The sequence below is a fragment of the Lysobacterales bacterium genome (genome assembly GCA_014946745.1).
Classification (GTDB): domain Bacteria; phylum Pseudomonadota; class Gammaproteobacteria; order Xanthomonadales; family Xanthomonadaceae; genus Aquimonas.
On the sequence record JADCRD010000001.1, the window covers coordinates 2639989 to 2656949 of the forward strand.

At 66.0% G+C, this 16961-nt stretch carries 13 protein-coding genes; 10 read left to right on the forward strand and 3 right to left on the reverse strand.

Going from position 1 to position 16961, the window contains the following annotated elements; translation table 11 throughout:
* Window positions 1-208 precede the first annotated feature (208 nt).
* The 3 genes from H4O13_10480 (at window position 209) to H4O13_10490 (ending at window position 4739) form a co-directional block, all read left to right on the forward strand.
* Window positions 209-3523 (forward strand): S8 family serine peptidase, encoded by a 3315-nt coding sequence (locus tag H4O13_10480; GenBank protein MBE5315818.1) that lies wholly within the window; start codon window positions 209-211, stop codon window positions 3521-3523.
* 167 nt (window positions 3524-3690) lie between these two features.
* Window positions 3691-4188, forward strand: a complete 498-nt coding sequence (locus H4O13_10485) for a TIGR00645 family protein (GenBank protein ID MBE5315819.1) — start codon at window positions 3691-3693, stop codon at window positions 4186-4188.
* Window positions 4188-4739, forward strand: a complete 552-nt coding sequence (locus H4O13_10490) for a DUF2058 domain-containing protein (GenBank protein ID MBE5315820.1) — start codon at window positions 4188-4190, stop codon at window positions 4737-4739. The genes H4O13_10485 and H4O13_10490 overlap by 1 nt, the downstream gene beginning before the upstream one ends.
* Window positions 4740-4808: 69 nt before the next feature.
* Here the strand turns inward: H4O13_10490 and H4O13_10495 are convergent, their stop codons facing one another.
* Entirely contained in the window at window positions 4809-5828 is a 1020-nt protein-coding gene (locus H4O13_10495; protein ID MBE5315821.1) for a sugar kinase, read from the reverse strand.
* A gap of 341 nt (window positions 5829-6169) precedes the next feature.
* Here H4O13_10495 and H4O13_10500 point away from each other — a divergent pair, with 341 nt between their 5' ends.
* Window positions 6170-8878 (forward strand): TonB-dependent receptor, encoded by a 2709-nt coding sequence (locus tag H4O13_10500; protein MBE5315822.1) that lies wholly within the window; start codon window positions 6170-6172, stop codon window positions 8876-8878.
* Between the two features lie 197 nt (window positions 8879-9075).
* Entirely contained in the window at window positions 9076-10002 is a 927-nt protein-coding gene (locus H4O13_10505) for a rhamnogalacturonan acetylesterase (GenBank protein ID MBE5315823.1), read from the forward strand.
* 59 nt (window positions 10003-10061) lie between these two features.
* Here the strand turns inward: H4O13_10505 and H4O13_10510 are convergent, their stop codons facing one another.
* On the reverse strand, window positions 10062-11405 hold the full coding sequence (locus H4O13_10510; protein ID MBE5315824.1) for a pectate lyase: 1344 nt from the start codon (window positions 11403-11405) through the stop codon (window positions 10062-10064).
* Between the two features lie 135 nt (window positions 11406-11540).
* Here H4O13_10510 and H4O13_10515 point away from each other — a divergent pair, with 135 nt between their 5' ends.
* The 5 genes from H4O13_10515 (at window position 11541) to H4O13_10535 (ending at window position 16328) form a co-directional block, all read left to right on the forward strand.
* Complete coding sequence (locus tag H4O13_10515; GenBank protein MBE5315825.1) at window positions 11541-12386, forward strand: 2-keto-4-pentenoate hydratase; 846 nt, start codon at window positions 11541-11543, stop codon at window positions 12384-12386.
* Window positions 12383-13384 carry a TRAP transporter substrate-binding protein gene (locus H4O13_10520; protein ID MBE5315826.1) on the forward strand — a complete coding sequence of 334 codons (1002 nt, stop codon included), beginning with the start codon at window positions 12383-12385 and terminating at the stop codon, window positions 13382-13384. The genes H4O13_10515 and H4O13_10520 overlap by 4 nt, the downstream gene beginning before the upstream one ends.
* A gap of 95 nt (window positions 13385-13479) precedes the next feature.
* Window positions 13480-13878 carry a TRAP transporter small permease subunit gene (locus H4O13_10525; protein ID MBE5315827.1) on the forward strand — a complete coding sequence of 133 codons (399 nt, stop codon included), beginning with the start codon at window positions 13480-13482 and terminating at the stop codon, window positions 13876-13878.
* Window positions 13878-15158: a TRAP transporter large permease gene (locus H4O13_10530; GenBank protein ID MBE5315828.1), complete on the forward strand. Its 1281-nt coding sequence runs from the start codon at window positions 13878-13880 to the stop codon at window positions 15156-15158. Before H4O13_10525 ends, H4O13_10530 begins: the two co-directional genes overlap by 1 nt.
* 57 nt (window positions 15159-15215) lie before the next feature.
* A complete protein-coding gene (locus H4O13_10535; protein ID MBE5315829.1) occupies window positions 15216-16328 on the forward strand; it encodes a LacI family DNA-binding transcriptional regulator in 1113 nt (370 codons plus the stop codon).
* Between the two features lie 103 nt (window positions 16329-16431).
* On the opposite strand, the gene H4O13_10540 is transcribed toward H4O13_10535, so the two are convergent.
* The gene (locus H4O13_10540; GenBank protein MBE5315830.1) at window positions 16432-16845 is read right to left on the reverse strand and encodes a hypothetical protein; all 414 of its coding nucleotides are present in this window, start codon (window positions 16843-16845) and stop codon (window positions 16432-16434) included.
* Window positions 16846-16961 lie beyond the last annotated feature (116 nt).

A 16961-nucleotide genomic window follows, 5' to 3' on the forward strand; every position in this document is an offset into this window, starting at 1 on the left:
GTTGTCGTGCTCGGGATGCGGATCGAGTGGAGGTCGACACGACCGAGCGCCCTGTTGGCCTCGCGGCTGACGTTACGTGCAGCAGGAACTTGACGCTCCCGCGAGTCGCAGCAGGGCCTTCTCCCAGCGCTTGACGTTGTAGTCTTGACGGTCACGCCGTGGGGGCGTCTGGGGAGAGTCATCGATGAGAAATGCATGCATGGGGCTCATGGCCGCATTGGCCATGAGCATGAGCGGGCCATTGCTCGCCGGAAACGATGAGAGCCGAACAATCTCCTTCGGCGCGCATCGGTTTGATCCACTACTGGAGTCGACGGTCTACCGTCAGGGAACCGAAACGCAGGAAGGGTATGCGCTGCGCCTGGTGCAGTTCGATCGCTCGCCGGATCAACGCGCGCTGGACCAACTGAAGTCCGCTGGAGCCAAGGTGCTCCAGTACTACCCGCACAACGCCTACCTGGTGTGGTCGAACGCGTCCGTGGCAGCGCGCGCATCGGCCATCGAGGGCCTGCGTTGGCAGGGCGAATTCAGCCCCGACTGGAAGTCGGCGCCGGAGCTGAAGGGCCGTGAGGGGCGAATCGACAATGTCGCCGCGCTGGTGGTCAATGATGGCAAGCTGGATGAGCTGCTGGTGCGCATCGCGGCCATGGGCGGCGCGATCCGCAGCCACTCTCCGGCACAGCCAGATCGGGCCTTGCACACCATTGTGCTGGGCCTGCACGCCGACAAGCTTTCCGCACTGAACGATCTGCCGCAGGTGCTCTGGGTCGAGTACTCCAGCCCCAAGCCAATTCTCGATGACGAACTGTCGAGCCAAATCGTGGCGGGCAACTACAACGCATCGAACCAGGTTATCGGTCCGGGCTACCTGAACTTCCTGCAGTCGCTGGCCTTGAGCGGTGCAGGCGTGACCTTTGCGGTGACCGATTCGGGCATCGACTATGACAACCCCGAGTTCGCCGGCCGGATCGTGGGCGGCTTCGACTATGCGGGCTGCGCCTCGGCCGCGGGTCGCCCCGGTGACGACAAGTCCACCGGCGGCCATGGCACCCATGTAGCCGGCATCATGGCCGGCGCAGGTGTAGTCGCGGGCGGGGTCGACGCCAACGGCTACCATTACGGCGTTGGCGTAGCTCCGGCCAGCCGTCTGGTGGCGCTTAACCCGATCTGCGGCGGCAGCGGCGCGTCTTGGCCGCCGGCAGGTGGCTGGCAGGAGCTGTCGAAGCGCGCACTGCTGCTTGGCGCCATCGGCAGCAACAACAGCTGGAACTCGGGCGAAGGGACCGGGATCGGCTACAACGCGTCAGCGCGTACACACGACTTCATGGTGCGCGACGGTGACTTCGACACTGCCGGCGTCAACGAGCCCTTCGTGCTGGTGTTCTCGGCCGGGAATTCGGGCAGCGGCGCAAGGACCATCACGGCGCCGAAAGAAGCCAAGAACATGATCACCACCGGCAATTCGCTCAATCAGCGCGCGGGTGCGATCACCGGAATGGCCACCTCGAGCAGTCGTGGCCCTGCCGTCGATGGCCGCATACTGCCGACGATCGCCGCGCCGGGCTCACAGATCGCGGCGACCCGTCGCGTCGCCGGTGCGACCCAGTGCGGCACGGCGATCGGTGCGGGGGTGCTTCAGAACTATGCGTTCTGCACCGGCACCAGCATGGCCTCGCCACATGCCGCTGGCCTCACCATCCTGCTCACCGAGTGGTGGCGTGGCCTCAACAGCGGCGTCACGCCCAGCCCAGCGATGCTGAAGGCGCTGCTGATCAATGGCGCAGTCGATATCGGCGGACCTAGCGCCCCGGTTCCAAACAACGCGCAGGGCTGGGGACGCGTGCATCTGCCGGGCAGCATCGGGCTCGGTCTGCAGAGCAACTACTATGACCAGAGTCATCTGCTGGACAACGCAGGCGAGGTTTTCGAGCGGAGCTTCCGTATCCCTAACTCGGCCAAGCCAGTGCGCATTTCCCTCGCCTGGACCGACGCGCCAGGTGCGGCAGGCGCCAACCCTGCCTTGGTCAACAACCTCGACCTCGAAGTCGTGGCGGGCGGGGTCACCTATCGCGGAAACGTCTTCAGCAACGGCAGCTCGGCCGCAGGCGGCAGCGCCGATGATCGAGCGGTGACTGAAAACGTCTTCTTGCCCGCCGGCACCAGCAATATCGTGGTGCGCGTGCGCGCCTCTGCCCTCCCGGGCGACGGCGTACCCAACCGCGGCGACGCCACCGATCAGGACTTCGCGCTCGTGTGCAGCAACTGCGCCGAGGAAGCATCGTTCACGATGGCCGGGAGCACGATGGGGGAATCCTTCTGCGCAGGCGAAACGATCACCAGCACGCTCGGACTCGGCCCGATCCTAAGCTTCAACAGTCCGGTGACGATGAGCGCCACGGGTCTTCCCAGCCCCGGCACAGTCAGCTTCAACCCGAACGTGGTCAGCACCTTGCCGGGCACCACGACGGTGGCCATCAATACGGCCGGCGTCCCTGCCGGCACGCATACCCTCCAGCTCGTGGGCACCTCGGGAGACATCGTCCGCAGCTTGGGCCGCAGCCTTTTCGTGGCCAATGCCCCGGCAGGCGCTGCCACCTTGGCCAGCCCAGCGAACAACGCGGTGGGCATCGCGCTGAACGCAGCCTTCAACTGGGAAGCAGGAAGCCAGAGCTTCGAGTACACGGTGCAGATCGCTCGCGATGAGGGCTTCACCGACATCGTGAGCGAGGCCACCACTCGCGGGCTGGCGTTCACCCCGCCGCAGGCACTGCCTAGCAACGCCCGCTTGTACTGGCGGGTGATTTCGCGCAATGCCTGCGCCGCCGTGCCAACCGCGCTGTTCTCGAACGGTTTCGAGAACACTCCCCCGGCAATCCGCGCGATCGGCGCAACCGGAACAGTCTCAGCGATCGGCAGCTTCACCACCGCCGCCTTGCCGGGCGACTGCCCAATCGGCACTACGGTCCAGGCGCTGTACTCGGAGGACATGGAGACCGGCGCGGGCCCCTTGCCGAGCGGCTGGACCAGCAGTGCGGGCACAGGCACCAACACCTGGACGATCAACACCTTCGCGCCACAGGCCGGTCTGCGTGGCCTGCAGGGCGTTGCCCCCACAACAGTCGCGGATCAGCGGATCGAAACCCCCGCCATCGCGGTGCCCGCAAGCGGCGGCCCCAGCTCGCTCGTCTTCTGGCAGCGCCATGACCTTGAACCACGCAGCGGTGGCGGCTGCTGGGACGGTGGATTCCTGGAGGTTTCGGCCAACGGCGGTGCGTTCACGGCGGTCACGTCGGGTATCGCGAACCCGCCCTACGACGGCGCCCTGGCTGGCAGCAACCCTGCAACCCCACAAGCGGCCTGGTGCGGAACGCGCGACTACGTCCGCACGGCCGTCGACCTTGCGCCCTACGCCGGCCAGAGCCTGCGCTTCCGCTTCCGTCTGACCTCCGATGACTCGGCCAATCGGCCCAACGGCTGGATGATCGACAACGTCCGCGTGCAGCAGTGCAGCACCGCGCCCTGAGCCGGATCTAGCCCGGCGGGACCACGGAGGCCCGGGGCAACCCGAGCCTCCGTGGTCCTTCTTGCGAGCGCGTCCGAGACGTGCCGCTTTCACCGTCCGCCTGCGACCGCAATGCGGGCCTGCTATCGTGCGCGCCCCCAGAGTTCACCCTGCGAGGTCCACGGACCATGCTTGAGCGCGTTATCGAACGCAGCCTGTACGCCGCGCGCTGGCTGCTGGCGCCCATCTACCTCGGCCTGTCGCTGGCCGTGCTGGCCTTGGGCTTGAAGTTCTTCCAGGAGCTCTTCTATCTGCTGCCGTCGGTGTTCGAGAAGACCGAGGCGGATCTGATCCTGGTGGTGCTGTCTCTCATCGACCTCGCCCTGGTGGGCGGCCTGCTGGTGATGGTGATGCTGTCGAGCTATGAGAGCTTCGTGTCGCAGTTGGACTCGGCCGACGAGGGCGACAAACTCGGCTGGCTGGGCAAGATGGATTACACCAGCCTCAAGAATAAAGTGGCCTCCTCTATCGTTGCGATCAGCTCGATCCACCTGCTCAAGGTGTTCATGGACACCCATCGCACCGACAACGACAAGCTGCTGTGGTACGTCATCATCCATCTGACCTTCGTGGTCTCGGCCGTGGGCATGGGCCTGCTCGACAAGTTCACCCGCAAGGACGACTGATGGCGCGCAACCCACTGCAGGAACAGCTGCTCAAGGCCGGCCTGGTCAACAAGAACAAGCTCGACCAGGTGGTCCGCCAGCAGCAGAAGGCGCGCGCCGGCAAGGGGGCGCCGGCATCCAGTGAAGAAGCCGATGCCGTCGACGCCGAGCGCTTGCGGCTGGAGCGGGCGGAGCGCGATCGCGCGATCGAGTCACAGCGCCGCAGCGAGCGCGAAGCGGCGGAGCGCGCGGCGCAGGTGCGCCAGATCATCGAAGCCCATCGAGTGAAGAACGGCGATGACGGCGACTATCGCTTCGAACATGCGGGGCTGATCCGCAGCCTGCGGATAGGCGCCGCACAGCGCCCGCTGCTGGGCCGCGGAGCGCTGGTGATCGCAAGCCTCGGCGAATCCTACGCCTTGGTCGCGCGCGACATCGGCGAACGTCTGCGCGGCATCGACCCAGGAGTGATCTGCGTAGACCATGCGCAGAGTCCGCATCAGCCCCCGGAATCGGGGTCTGACGAGGAGTTCTACAGCCGCTTCCAGGTGCCCGACGACCTGGTCTGGTGAATCCGCGCGGCGGTCGACGGACGGCACCGGTCATCCACCGCCGCGCCTTGCCTCAGGCGCATGACGCCTTCAGCGACGCACGTCAGCGCCCTCACCGACCTGCCAGGCCTCGATCTCGGCCCGGCTGCAGCGCGAGAAGTCGCCCGGCACCGTGTGCTTGAAGGCGCCGCTGGCGAGCGCGAAATCCAGAGTCGCCTGGGCATCGAGGCCGGAATGCAGACCATGCAGCAAGCCTGCAGCGAAGGCATCGCCTCCGCCAATGCGATCGACGATGCCGTCGAGCACATAGGGCGCTGCTTCCAGCAGACTGCCGTCGCGCAGGGCCAGCAGCGCGCCCAGCTCTTGCTGCTGGACTCCTCCTGACAGTCGCAGGGTCGCGGCAAACTGCTGGAGCCGCGGAAACGCCGTGAACGCGGCCTCGGCGGCGGCGCGGAAGGCCGTACGCGGATGCATGCCGTCGAAGTTTTCTCCCAGCACCAGTGCGATGTCGCGGTGGTTGGCGAAGATCACGTCTGCACTGGCCATCAAGGGCTTGAGCAGGGCTGCCGCGTCGCCTCCCCAACGCTGCCACAGCTTGCCGCGGAAGTTGCCATCGAACGAGACCGGCATTGCCAACTGGACGGCGGCCTCGGCCGCGGCAATGGCTGTGCGCGCGCACTCGGCCCCCAGTGCGGGCGTTACCCCTGACAGGTGCAGCCGACTTCCGCCCGCCAGCAGGGCCGGCCAGTCGTAGTCGGCACTCTGCGCAGACGCGAATGCTGAGCCTTCGCGGTCATAGACCACCTCGCTGGCGCGCCGCAGCGCACCCTGTTCGAAGAAGTACAGCCCCATCCGGCCCTCGCTGCGACGCACGCCATCGGTCTGTACGCCAAGCCGACGCAATTCGCCCAAGGCCGTCTCGCCGAGCGCGTTGGCAGCGACGGTGCCAAGCATGGCCACCGGGTGACCGAACTGAGCAAGCGCAACGCCGACGTTAGCCTCGGCACCCCCGACATGGACCTCCAGACGCGGCGTCTGCAGGAGACGTTCGTGCGCAGGTGCCGAAAGCCGCAGCAGCAGCTCACCAAAGCACAGGATCGGGCCGCTCATTGCACCTCTCCGCGCATTGCGCTGCACCGCACCATCGATCCGCTTTCCATCCTCATCCCTCCTGAACGCCATGATTTTTCGAGCCTGGTGAGCGAGCGCTGCAACCGCTGTTGACGGCGGCATCGTCCTTATCTGGCCTCTTGTTGCTGCAATGCGATGCTTGCTAGCCTGCTGTCTACCGGTGTCACGGCCATCTTCTCACGCCAGATGCTACCGGTGTCAAAGACATCCAGCGTCGCGGCCAAGGCTGCCGCGGCTCGCCAAGGGGAGGGAGTTTTGTGACCAAGAATGTCCGGGGGAACCGCAGTCTGGCTGTGGCCAAGCTGTCAGCCGCGATCCTGATGAGTCTGCCTGCAATGCTGCTCGCGCAGGAGACCCAGAGTACTGCCGCAAACGAGGAGGCCACTGAGCTTGACGAGATCGTGGTCAGCTATCGCGCCAGCTTGAACAAGGCGCTCGATCTCAAGCGGTCCGAGGTCGGTCAGGTCGATGTGATCGTGGCCGAGGACATCGGCAAGTTCCCGGACCTGAACCTGGCGGAGTCGCTGCAGCGCATCCCCGGTGTGGCCATCACCCGCGATGCTGGCGAAGGCCGCAACATCTCGGTGCGCGGCCTGGGCCCGCAGTTCACGCGCATCCGCATCAACGGAATGGAGGCGCTGGCGACAGGCGGTGGCACCGATTCCTCGGGCGGCGCCAATCGCGGCCGTGGCTTTGACTTCAACGTCTTCGCCTCCGACCTGTTCAACAGCATTACCGTGCGCAAGACCAGCTCCGCCGAAGTCGACGAAGGCTCACTGGGCGCCACGGTGGATCTACGCACGGCCCGCCCCTTCGACTACGACGGCTTCACCGCAGTCGCCTCGGGACAGGCCAGCTATGGCGATCTGTCGGGCGACGTCGACCCGCGCACGGCGGCGCTCATCAGCAATACCTGGGGCGACGGTCGCTTCGGCGCCTTGCTGTCGGTAGCGCAGAGCGAGCGTGACCTCATCGAAGAGGGCCACAGCACCGTGCGCTGGAGCCAGGCCACCGCGAACGGCAACTTCGCCGCCAACTCGCCCTTTGCCGCAGCGCGCGGCGCCAACGTGTTCCACCCGCGCCTGCCGCGCTACGGCGTGCTCGAGCACAGCCAGGAGCGCCTTGGTGCAACGCTCGCCTTGCAGTGGCAGGTCGGCGAGGACACCCTGCTTAACCTCGATGTGCTGCACGCCAAGTTCGACGCAACGCGCAGCGAGAACTTCCTGCAGGCGCAGAGCTTCTCGCGCGCTGGCAACGGCAAGCCGCAGACGGTGGTGCGCGAGGGCGTGGTCGACGAACGCGGCAACCTGGTCTACGGCGTCTTCGACAACGTCGACCTGCGCGCCGAGTCGCGCTACGACGAGCTGACCACGCGCTTCAACCAGTACAACCTGGAATTCGGTCACGCCTTCACCGACAGCTTCCGCATCGACGCCGCCTACGGCACCTCGACGTCGCGCTTTCGCAATCCCATCCAAACCACGATCACGCTCGACCGCGCGAACGTCAACGGCTACAGCTGGGACTACCGCGGCAACGATCGTCTACCGTCCATCGGTTACGGCTTCGACGTCGCGAATCCGGCCAACTGGAGCTGGCTGAATACGGCGCCCAACAGTCAGGGCTCCGAAATCCGCCTGCGTCCGCAGACCGCCGACAACGATTTCGAGACGCTGCGCTTCGATCTGACCTGGGACGCCAGCTACACTTGGTCCTTCCGCGGCGGCATGAGCTGGAAGGATTACGACTTCGCCACCACCGAACAGCGTCGTGCGTCCGAGACTGCGGTGCCGGCGCTGCCGACCGGCACATCGCTTGCGGATCTCACCCGCACGATCAGCTTTGCCGGTCTCAATGCCAACACGCCGAACACCTGGCTGATTCCGAACGTCGACGCCTTCGCCAGTCTGTTCGACATCTACTGCCGCTGTGGCACCTTCGCCCTCTCGACCGACCCCGCGCGCGGAAACAACGGCAGCGTCAGCGAAGAGTCGCTGGGCACTTACCTGCAAGCCGACTTCAACACCGAGCTGTTCGGCCGCAACTTCTCCGGCGGCTTCGGCGTGCGTCATGTCAAGACCGATCAGAGCTCAACCGGCATCGGCCTGGTCGCCAACCAGCCGACACTGATCACGGTCGATCGCTCCTACAGCGACACCCTGCCTTCGCTCAACCTCAGCTGGGAGCTCAACGACGAGCTGCTGCTGCGCTTCGGCGCTGCCAAGGTGATGTCGCGGCCGGGCCTCGGCAACCTGAGCCCAGGCGTCAATATCACCGTGTCCGGCTCGGCGCGCGGCATCAACGGCCAGAACCCGCTGCTGAATCCGTTCCGCGCCACGACCTACGACCTGGGCCTTGAGTGGTACTTCGCGGAAGAGTCGCTGCTGTCGCTGGCGCTGTTCTACAAGGACATCGACAGCTTCGTGCAGACCACGCGTCAGACCGGTCTGTTCAGCGAGAATCCGTTCGGAATCCCGGACAGCCTGCGGCCCGCCAACACCTCGCCGCAGGACAGCTGGGAGTTCACCTTCCCGGTCAACACGCCGGGCGGCCCGCTTAAGGGCTACGAGATCTCCTTCCAGAAGCCGTTCAGCGGCCTGCCGGGACTGCTCTCGAATACCGGCATCCAGCTGAATCACACCTACGTCGAATCGACCATCGACTACCTCACGGCCACGGGTGCGCTGGCCGCGCGCGAAAACCTCACAGGTCTCTCGAAGAACGCCTACAACGCCACCCTCTACTACGAAGACGAGCGTTTCGGCACGCGCGTCTCGGTGTCGAACCGCGATGACTACCTGACCACGGTGCCCGGGCGCGACGGCAACAACGTCGAAGGCACCAAGGGCACCACCACGGTCGACATGTCGGCCTCCTACAAGCTCAACGAGCAAGTGGAGTTCACCCTGGAAGGCTTGAACCTCACCAACGAGTGGAACGATCAGTGGGTCGACTCGGTGGGCGATCGCGTCAACGTCTACCACCAGACCGGCCGCGTCTACATCCTGGGCGTGCGCGTGAAGTTCTGAGCCTGAAGCAAACGCGAGTGTGCCGGCGGACGTCTCCCCTCCGGCGCACACGAGTTCGATGCCGGGACCTCGTGGCCGGCATCGATTTGGCGAGCCGCGTCTCCCTCCCCAGGGTCTAGGGTGGCACTGCCCCGCAAGGGCGGTGCCACGCTTTACCGACGCGCGTATGGCCCGGCTTCCCCGTCCGGACCCGCCACATGGCCGCCGCAGATGCGGCGGCCTTTTCTTTGCTGGCGGCGGGCGTCCAATCGACGCACGGCCACGCCGGAGACTCGGCGACAACCGGCTCGCGCCCACCCACGCCGCTGAACCGTCGTCGCACCGGGCCGGAAGTCGGCCACTCTTGCTGGAGGCTGCGGATGAAGCGATGGATCCCGATCGTATCGATGCTGGTTCTGTGCGCGCTCGCCGCCAGCCCGGTCTTCGCCAGCGAACGACGCGCTCGCCTGCATCTGGCGGGCGACTCCACGCTGTCGGACAAGCTTCCCGAGAAGCGCCCGGAAACGGGCTGGGGTGAACCTTTCGCCGCGCTGTTCAAACCCGGCTCGGTCGTGGTGATCAACCATGCGCGCAATGGCCGAAGCACGCGCACCTTCATCGAGGAGGGTCGCTGGAAGTCGCTGCTGGACAGCGCCGCCGCTGGCGACTACCTGTTCCTGCAGTTCGGCCACAACGACGCATCCGAGCACAAGCCCGACCGCTACACGCCGCTGCCGCAGTACCTCGACAACCTTCGGCGATTCGTCGGGGACGCGCGCGCGGCCGGCCTGCATCCGCTGCTGCTGACGCCCGTCGCGAGGCGTCGCTTCAACGCCAAGGGAGAACTGCAGCCGAGCCACGGTGACTACCCGCAGGCGGTACGCGCGCTGGCGATGGAACTGGAGGTGCCGCTGGTCGACGCGGAAGCGCTGAGTTCAGTGCTGCTGATGGAAGCAGGGGCCGACGCTTCAAGGCAGTTCTTCCTGCACCTTGAGCCCGGCGAGCATCCGAACTATCCGCAGGGCCTGCAGGACGACACCCATTTCTCGCCGGCTGGCGCGGCGGCTGTTGCCAAGCGCATCGCCGACGCTTTGCGCCAGCAAGCCCATCCGCTGGCCGCGCATTTGGCGAACTCATCGCCGTGAATCGGCCCGCAGCGCCAGCGACAGGCGCGCTGCTCTGCGCAGCGCGCCCGACGGCGGGATCAGCCCGGCGGGGGCCGCCGCGGCAGTGGCTTCCTCGGCTCCATCGTGTCCAAGTCCCAGTCGGCCTCGACGAACGGGGCACGCACCTCGGGCACGATCGGATAGCCGCCGACCTCCGACTCACCGTCGATGATGGCACCGCGGCCTTCGATGACGTTCGCGACGATGCGGCGATCAATATCGTCGCGGTCCCAGGGGCGTGCGCCGGCGTTTGCGATCACTGCATCCTGCACGTCAACCGCAGGCAGGAGCCGAACGCCGAAGGGCAGGTCCGGCGCACGCTTCAGCTCGATGATTCGTGCGCGACCGGTGGTGTAGCGGCCGATCAGCGGCAGCGGCTGGCCGAGGCGATCCACCGCGATGGTGTCGTCCATGTAGAGCTCGACATCGCCCGAGCCGCCAAACATGAAGAACGCCAGCGGTTCAGTCGAAGGCCCGCCGCGCAGCACATTGCCGCGCAGCGCGAGCTGGCCGAGCTGGTACTCGCGGCCCACCCACTCTTCAGCGATGAGGTTGTAGTGCACCGCACGCTGGCCGGGATCGTAGATCAGGTTGTTTATGTACTGGCCGCGCGCTCCGCCCTTGAACAGCGGACTGCGCTCGTAGTTGTGCGCGTAGAGATTGCCGACGATCAGAATGTCGTTGACGTTGTCATGGACCAGGCTGCCCTTGCTGTGCTCGCCTTTGGCGTGGGTGGAATGGGCGAGCCCTTCGGCCAGGAGGTTGTTGCTGAAGGTGATCCGGCGGCTGACGTTCTGCCGCCACTCGTCCGGCGTGGCTCCGACGAAGCGCGTTCCCGAAGCGGACAGGTTCTCATCGGTCGCCCAGGTCATCGAGTTGTGATCGATGATGACGTCGCGGGCGCCAGCGACCGTGGTGATCGCATCGATATCGAAACCCGCGCGCTTCTGCAGGCGCCCCTCACCCGGGCGGATGCGCAGGTGGCGAATCACCACGTCGTGGGTAGCGATGGTGAGTCCACCGCGAACAATCGTGATGCCCGGCGAGGGCGCGGTCTGTCCGGCGACGGTCAGATTGGGTTGGTCAATGCGGATCTCTCGCAGACCGAAATCGATCACGCCGGCGACCTCGAACACAACGACGCGGGGACCCGGCGTACGCAGCGCTTCGAGCAGCGAGCCCGGCCCGTCCGCGGCGAGCGTGGTGACGCGGAGGATCTGGCCACCGCGTCCGCCCGGCGTGTGCGCGGCCCAGCCCTGCGCGCCCGGAAACGCAGGGCGCAGCGGCTCGGCCGCCATGCTGCCTGTCGCCAGCAGCAGCGCCAGCGCACACAGCGCCAGCCGAGCAATGCGGCCCACACGGCCGCCTACCTGGATATTCATGGCTTCCCTCCCTTTCGCGATGAGCATGGCGCTGTTGCAGCGCGCGTTGTAAATGACACCGGTTTCCTTTATACAGCATCCCCACCCCGCCGCGCGCCTGCCAGCGTCGCTGCGGGCCGCCCGCGGAGTCTTTAAGTGAACGAACAGCGCGTGTATTTCGAACCCCCTGATCTCAGCCAGCAAATCGCTTCGCGTTTCGTCAGCGCGAGACTGGCCGCCCGTGCCCTTGAGGATTATCCCGGCGCCTTGCCAGAGAGCCTGGACGCCGCCTATGCCCGACAGGATGCAGCGATTGACCTGTGGCCCGACAGGCTCGCCGGCTGGAAGGTCGGGCGCATCCCGGACGCCTGGTTGGATCGCATGGGAGAAGACCGACTCATGGGTCCCGTCTTCGCGCGGCAGCTGCAGCCTCTTGCAGCCGACCGTTCGGCTGAGCTGCGGGTCATCGGCGGTGGCTTCGCTGCGGTCGAGGCCGAGTACGTCTTTGTGCTGGGCGCCGATGCCGAACCCGGCCGAAGCGACTACAGCACCGCTACGGCCACGGCTTTGGTTGGGGCGCTACACGTGGGCATCGAGCTTGCCGGCAGCCCCCTCGCAACCATCAACGTACTGGGGCCGGCGGTCGTGGCCTCCGACTTCGGCAACAACGCCGGCGTGTTCCTGGGGCCCGCCATCGCCGACTGGCGCGATCGCGACTGGGCCTCCCTGACCTGCTCGACCTGGGTGGAAGGCACCTTGGCGGGCCGCGGCGGCGCGCTCAATCTGCCCGGTGGCCCGCTGGCGGCCTTGGCGTTTGCACTCAATCGCGCGGCGCGCCGCCAGCGCCCGCTCAAGGCGGGCATGGTGATCTCGACCGGCGCAGCGACAGGCATCCACGACATCCTCGCCGGTCAGCATGCGCGCGTTGTGTTTGATGGCATCACCGAGCTGAGCGCGCATGCCCTGCCCGCTCAGCCCCACGCCCTTGGGAGCCTTACATGAGACCCGACTTCGGACGCCGTCACCTGCTCGCAGGCTTCGGCATCGCTGCCGGCGCCGCCTTGCTGCGGCCAGCGCTGGCGGCGGACACCCGCCTGTTGACCGCTACCGACGTGCACGTGAGCGACTACCCCACGGTGGAAGCCGTGCGTTGGATCGGCCAGCAGCTCGAAGCCGAAACCGCCGGCCGTCTGAGTCTGCGGATCTATTACTCCGGCCAGCTCGGTCGCGAGAACGATCAGATCGACATGGCCCGGCACGGCGCCATCGACATTACCCGCGTCTACTCCGGCGCCTTGAACAATGGTTGGCCGCGAACGATCGCGCTGGGCTTGCCCTACCTGATCCGCAGCAAAGCGCACCTGCGCGCACTGATCGACGGTGAGGTGGGAGCGCGCGTTCTCGAGTGCTTCGAGGCCCGCGGACTGGTGGGGCTTGCCATCTATGACTGTGGCGCGCGCAGCATTTACAACACGCAGGGTCCGCTGCGCACACCGGCCGATCTCGTGGGGATGAAGCTGCGTGTCCCGCCCTCCGACATTTTCCTCGATCTGATGCGCGAGCTCGGCGCCAATCCAACTCCGCTGCCTTTCGGCGAAGTGTTCTCGGCCCTCGAAACACGTCTGATCGATGGCGCTGAAAACAACGTCCGCAGCTTCCACAGCAGCCGGCAGTTCGAACTGGCGCGCTTCTGGTCGGAAACCCAACACTCGTACGCACCCGACGTGCTGCTGATGTCCAAGCGCAATTTCGATCAACTGAGCGCCGACGACCAAGCCCTGCTGCGCGAACTGGCGCGTCGATCCGTGGCGGTGATGCGCGAGCGCTGGGATGCCGGCGAAACGCGCGCGCGCGAGGCCATCGCTGCTGCCGGCGTCGAGATCAACACTGTCGACATCGAAGCGTTCCGTGCGGCTGCAGCGCCGATCGTTGCGCGCTATCGCGCACATCCTGAAGTCGCCCCCCTGGTCGAGCAGATCGAAGCGGAGACCCAAGCATGAGTGACACCAGCGTCGTCCATTCCAAGCTCGAACTCGCACTCGCGCCGCTCGCGCGCCTGTCCACCTTGTTCGCCGCGATCGGCCTGTTCGGCATGGTGGTCACGCAGGCCTGGCAGGTTCTCGCGCGCTACGCGCTCAACGCCTCGCCAAGCTGGACCGAACCCGTGACCCTGGTCTGCCTTACCAGCACGCTGGCCTTCGGGGCCGCCGCTGGCGTGCATGCACGCAGTCACTTCTCCTTTCCGCTGCTGGTGCTGCTGCTGCCGAAATCAGGCCAGCGCGCCTTCGTCCGCCTGTCGGCATGCATCGTGATCGCAGTGGGCCTCCTGCTGGCCGTCTACGGTCTGCAGCTGGGTCTGGATGGTCTTGAAGTGCGCATGGCGGGAGCGCCCCTGCCGCAGAGCAGCGCCTACTTTCCGCTGGCCCTGGGGGGTGCCTTGATGTGTCTCTTCGCCCTTCCGCATCTGGTGAGCGCGCCCCTGGAGAACGTGTAATGGCCGTCGCCCTCTTGTTCGGCGTTTTCGCACTGCTGCTGATGGCCGGAGTGCCGGTCGCGTACGCCTTGGCCGCTGCTGCGGTCGTGGTGCTGATTCATCTCGACCTGCCGATGATTCTGGCCGCCCAGCAGCTGTCTGCTGGCGCAGGCGCGATCTCCCTGATCGCAATCCCACTCTTCATTTTCACGGGCGAGCTGATGCTGCGTGGCGGCATCTCGGAGCGCCTGATCGGCCTCGCCGGCAGCCTCGTTGGCCATATCCGCGGCGGCCTTGGTCAGGTCAATGTGCTGTCGAATCTGTTTTTCGGCGGCGTCTCGGGCTCGGCCATCGCCGATGTGTCTGCGGTGGGCGGTGCCATGATTCCGCAGATGGTCAAGCGCGGTTTCGATCGCGACTTTGCCGTCAATGTCAGCGTCAGCGCAGCGCTGGTGGCACTGCTGGTGCCGCCCTCGCACAACCTCATCCTGTTTTCGGCCGCCGCTGGTGGCGGGCTGTCGATCGCTGATTTGTTCGCCGCAGGCATCGTGCCGGCCCTGCTCATGACCTTCATGATGATGGTGACCGGCTGGTTCATCGCGCGACGCCGCGGCTACGCCGTCGAAGCTTTCCCGGGGTTCCGCATGGTGCTGGTGCGGCTGGTGTCTGCGCTGCCTGGTCTGCTGCTGGTGGTCCTGATTTTCGTAGGCATCCGTGCCGGCGTGTTCACGGCGGTCGAGAGCGCGGCGATCGCCGTGGTCTACGCCCTTCTCATCACGATGTTCGCTTACCGCTCGCTGCGCGGTTCGGCCCTGCTGGATGCCTGCATGCATGCGGCGCGCACCACCGGCAGCATCCTCTTCGTGATCGCCTCGGCCGGCCTATTCGGGTGGCTGCTGGCCTACTTGCAGGTGCCCGCCGCAGCGGTCGAAGCGCTGCGCGCTATCGCCAGCGAGCCGATCACCGTGCTGCTGGTGATCGTGCTTACGTTGCTGTTGCTGGGCACCTTCATGGACCTGGCGCCGATGATCCTGATCTGTACGCCGATCTTCCTGCCGGTCGCGCGGGCCTTCGGCATCGACCCCATCCACTTCGGTGTGGTCATGATCCTGGCCGGCGGCATCGGTCTGATCACTCCGCCAGTAGGGTCGGTACTGTTCGTGGGTGCGGCGATCGGCCGCATTCCGGTCTCACAAACCTTGCGCACGATCTGGCCCTTCTACGGTGCAGCCGCGCTGGTATTGCTGCTGGTCGCGCTGTTCCCAGGCCTGTCGCTGTGGCTGCCCGCGGCCTTGAAGTGAACGCGGCACAGAGACAAGGGGATAGAATCGGAGCTCGATGTCCACCGCAGGTCAGGCATGAGCGCACGTCGCAGCTCCGATTCCGTGTCACCCGCCGCAGCGCGGACAGAAGAAGGTGACGCGTCAGCGAACGCGCAGCCCAAACTCGGCAGCGGGAAAACCACCATCAACGACATCGCCCGCCTGACCGGCGTGTCCAAGAAGACAGTGTCGCGGGTCATCAACGGCTCGGAGTTGGTGCACCCGGAAACGCGCGAGAAAGTGCAGGCCTTGATGACCGAGCTCGGGTACTCACCCGATCCACAGGCGCGTGGCTTGGCGTTTCGCCACTCCTTCCTGATCGGACTCGTGTTCGATAACCCGACCGCCCAGTACATCGTCAACATGCAGTACGGTGCCCTCGACGCTCTGCGCGATTCAGGCTTCGAGTTGGTCGTACACCCCTGCGACAGCAAGCAGGCGGACTACATCGAAGGCATCAAGCGCTTCGTGCAGAGACAAAAGCTGTACGGCGTGATCCTGATCCCGCGCGTGTCCGAGGACCAGGCACTGGCCGATGCGCTGCAGGAACTCGGAATCCGCTACGCGCGCATCGCATCCGTGCCGCTGGATGAGCCCACGCGCATGGTGCTGACCCACGACCGCCGCGCGGGTGCGGAGGTGGCGGAGTATCTGGAGTCGCTCGGGCATCGCCAGGTCGGACTCATCACCGGTCCAAAACGCTACCGCAGCTCTATCGAGCGCGGCGGCGGTTTCATCGAAGGGCTTGCGAGACGCGGCATCAAGCTTGGCGAAACGCACATCTACGAAGGTGGCTACACGTTTGAATCGGGTGTTGCCGGTGCCGAGGCCCTGCTACGCCAATCGCCCCGGCCGACCGCCATCTTCGCTTGCAACGATGAGATGGCAGCAGGCGTGTACAAAGCCGCGCTGCGCATGGGCTTGTCGATCCCAGGCGATCTTTCGGTCGTCGGTTATGACGACAGCCCGCTGGCGAGCCAGCTTTGGCCGCCACTGACAACCATTCATCTGCCCGTGCGTGATCTGGGGCGTCAGGCGGCCGGGCTGCTGCTGGCCAAGGACTGGCCGCAGGCCCGCGAAGCGCCGGCCGCGTTCACCGTAAGCCCGCACCTGGTCGTGCGCGACTCGACGCAGCCACCCCGGAGCTGAAGCCCGCAGCAAGCTCGCCAACGCTGCACCTGACGCTTTACCTGAAGCCAATGACACCAAGGCCCGCATTCGCGGGCCTTGGACTATCGGGATCAGCAGGAACCTACTGCGACACCACAGGTGGCTCTTCAGCCTCGGCCTCGGTGCGGCCGCGGGCCACGCGCACGCCGCGGCTCTTCATCCAAGCGTCGAACTCGGCGGCGCTCAAGCCCTTCCCAGAATCCGCATTGAAACGCCAGGGCGTGTTGTCGTGCTGGGTCTTGGGCACGTAGCCAGCAAACTCGCTGCTCGGTCCGCATGCGCCCAGCTGACGTCGCAGCAGTACGGCGCTGACCGAAAGGTGCTCATTGGGGTGGGTGCCCAAAAGATGCGCAGAGACCCCTGCCAGATCATCACCAGCGGCCAAGGCGACAAGCTGTGGGCTGCGTGCTACCCCCGTAGAGCCACCGTGGCAGACATTGGCGGACGCCAAGCTGGGAGCCGCAAAGCAGAGCCCGGCCAGCGCAACAGAAGCCATCCTGATCATTCGGGGGTTACCTCAAGACATGCGTGCAAGCGCTTGAGTCTAACAGCAATTCGCAGCGGCTCGACGCTGACAAGGCGGCGAACAGCTCGGGATCGACAAGACGGGCA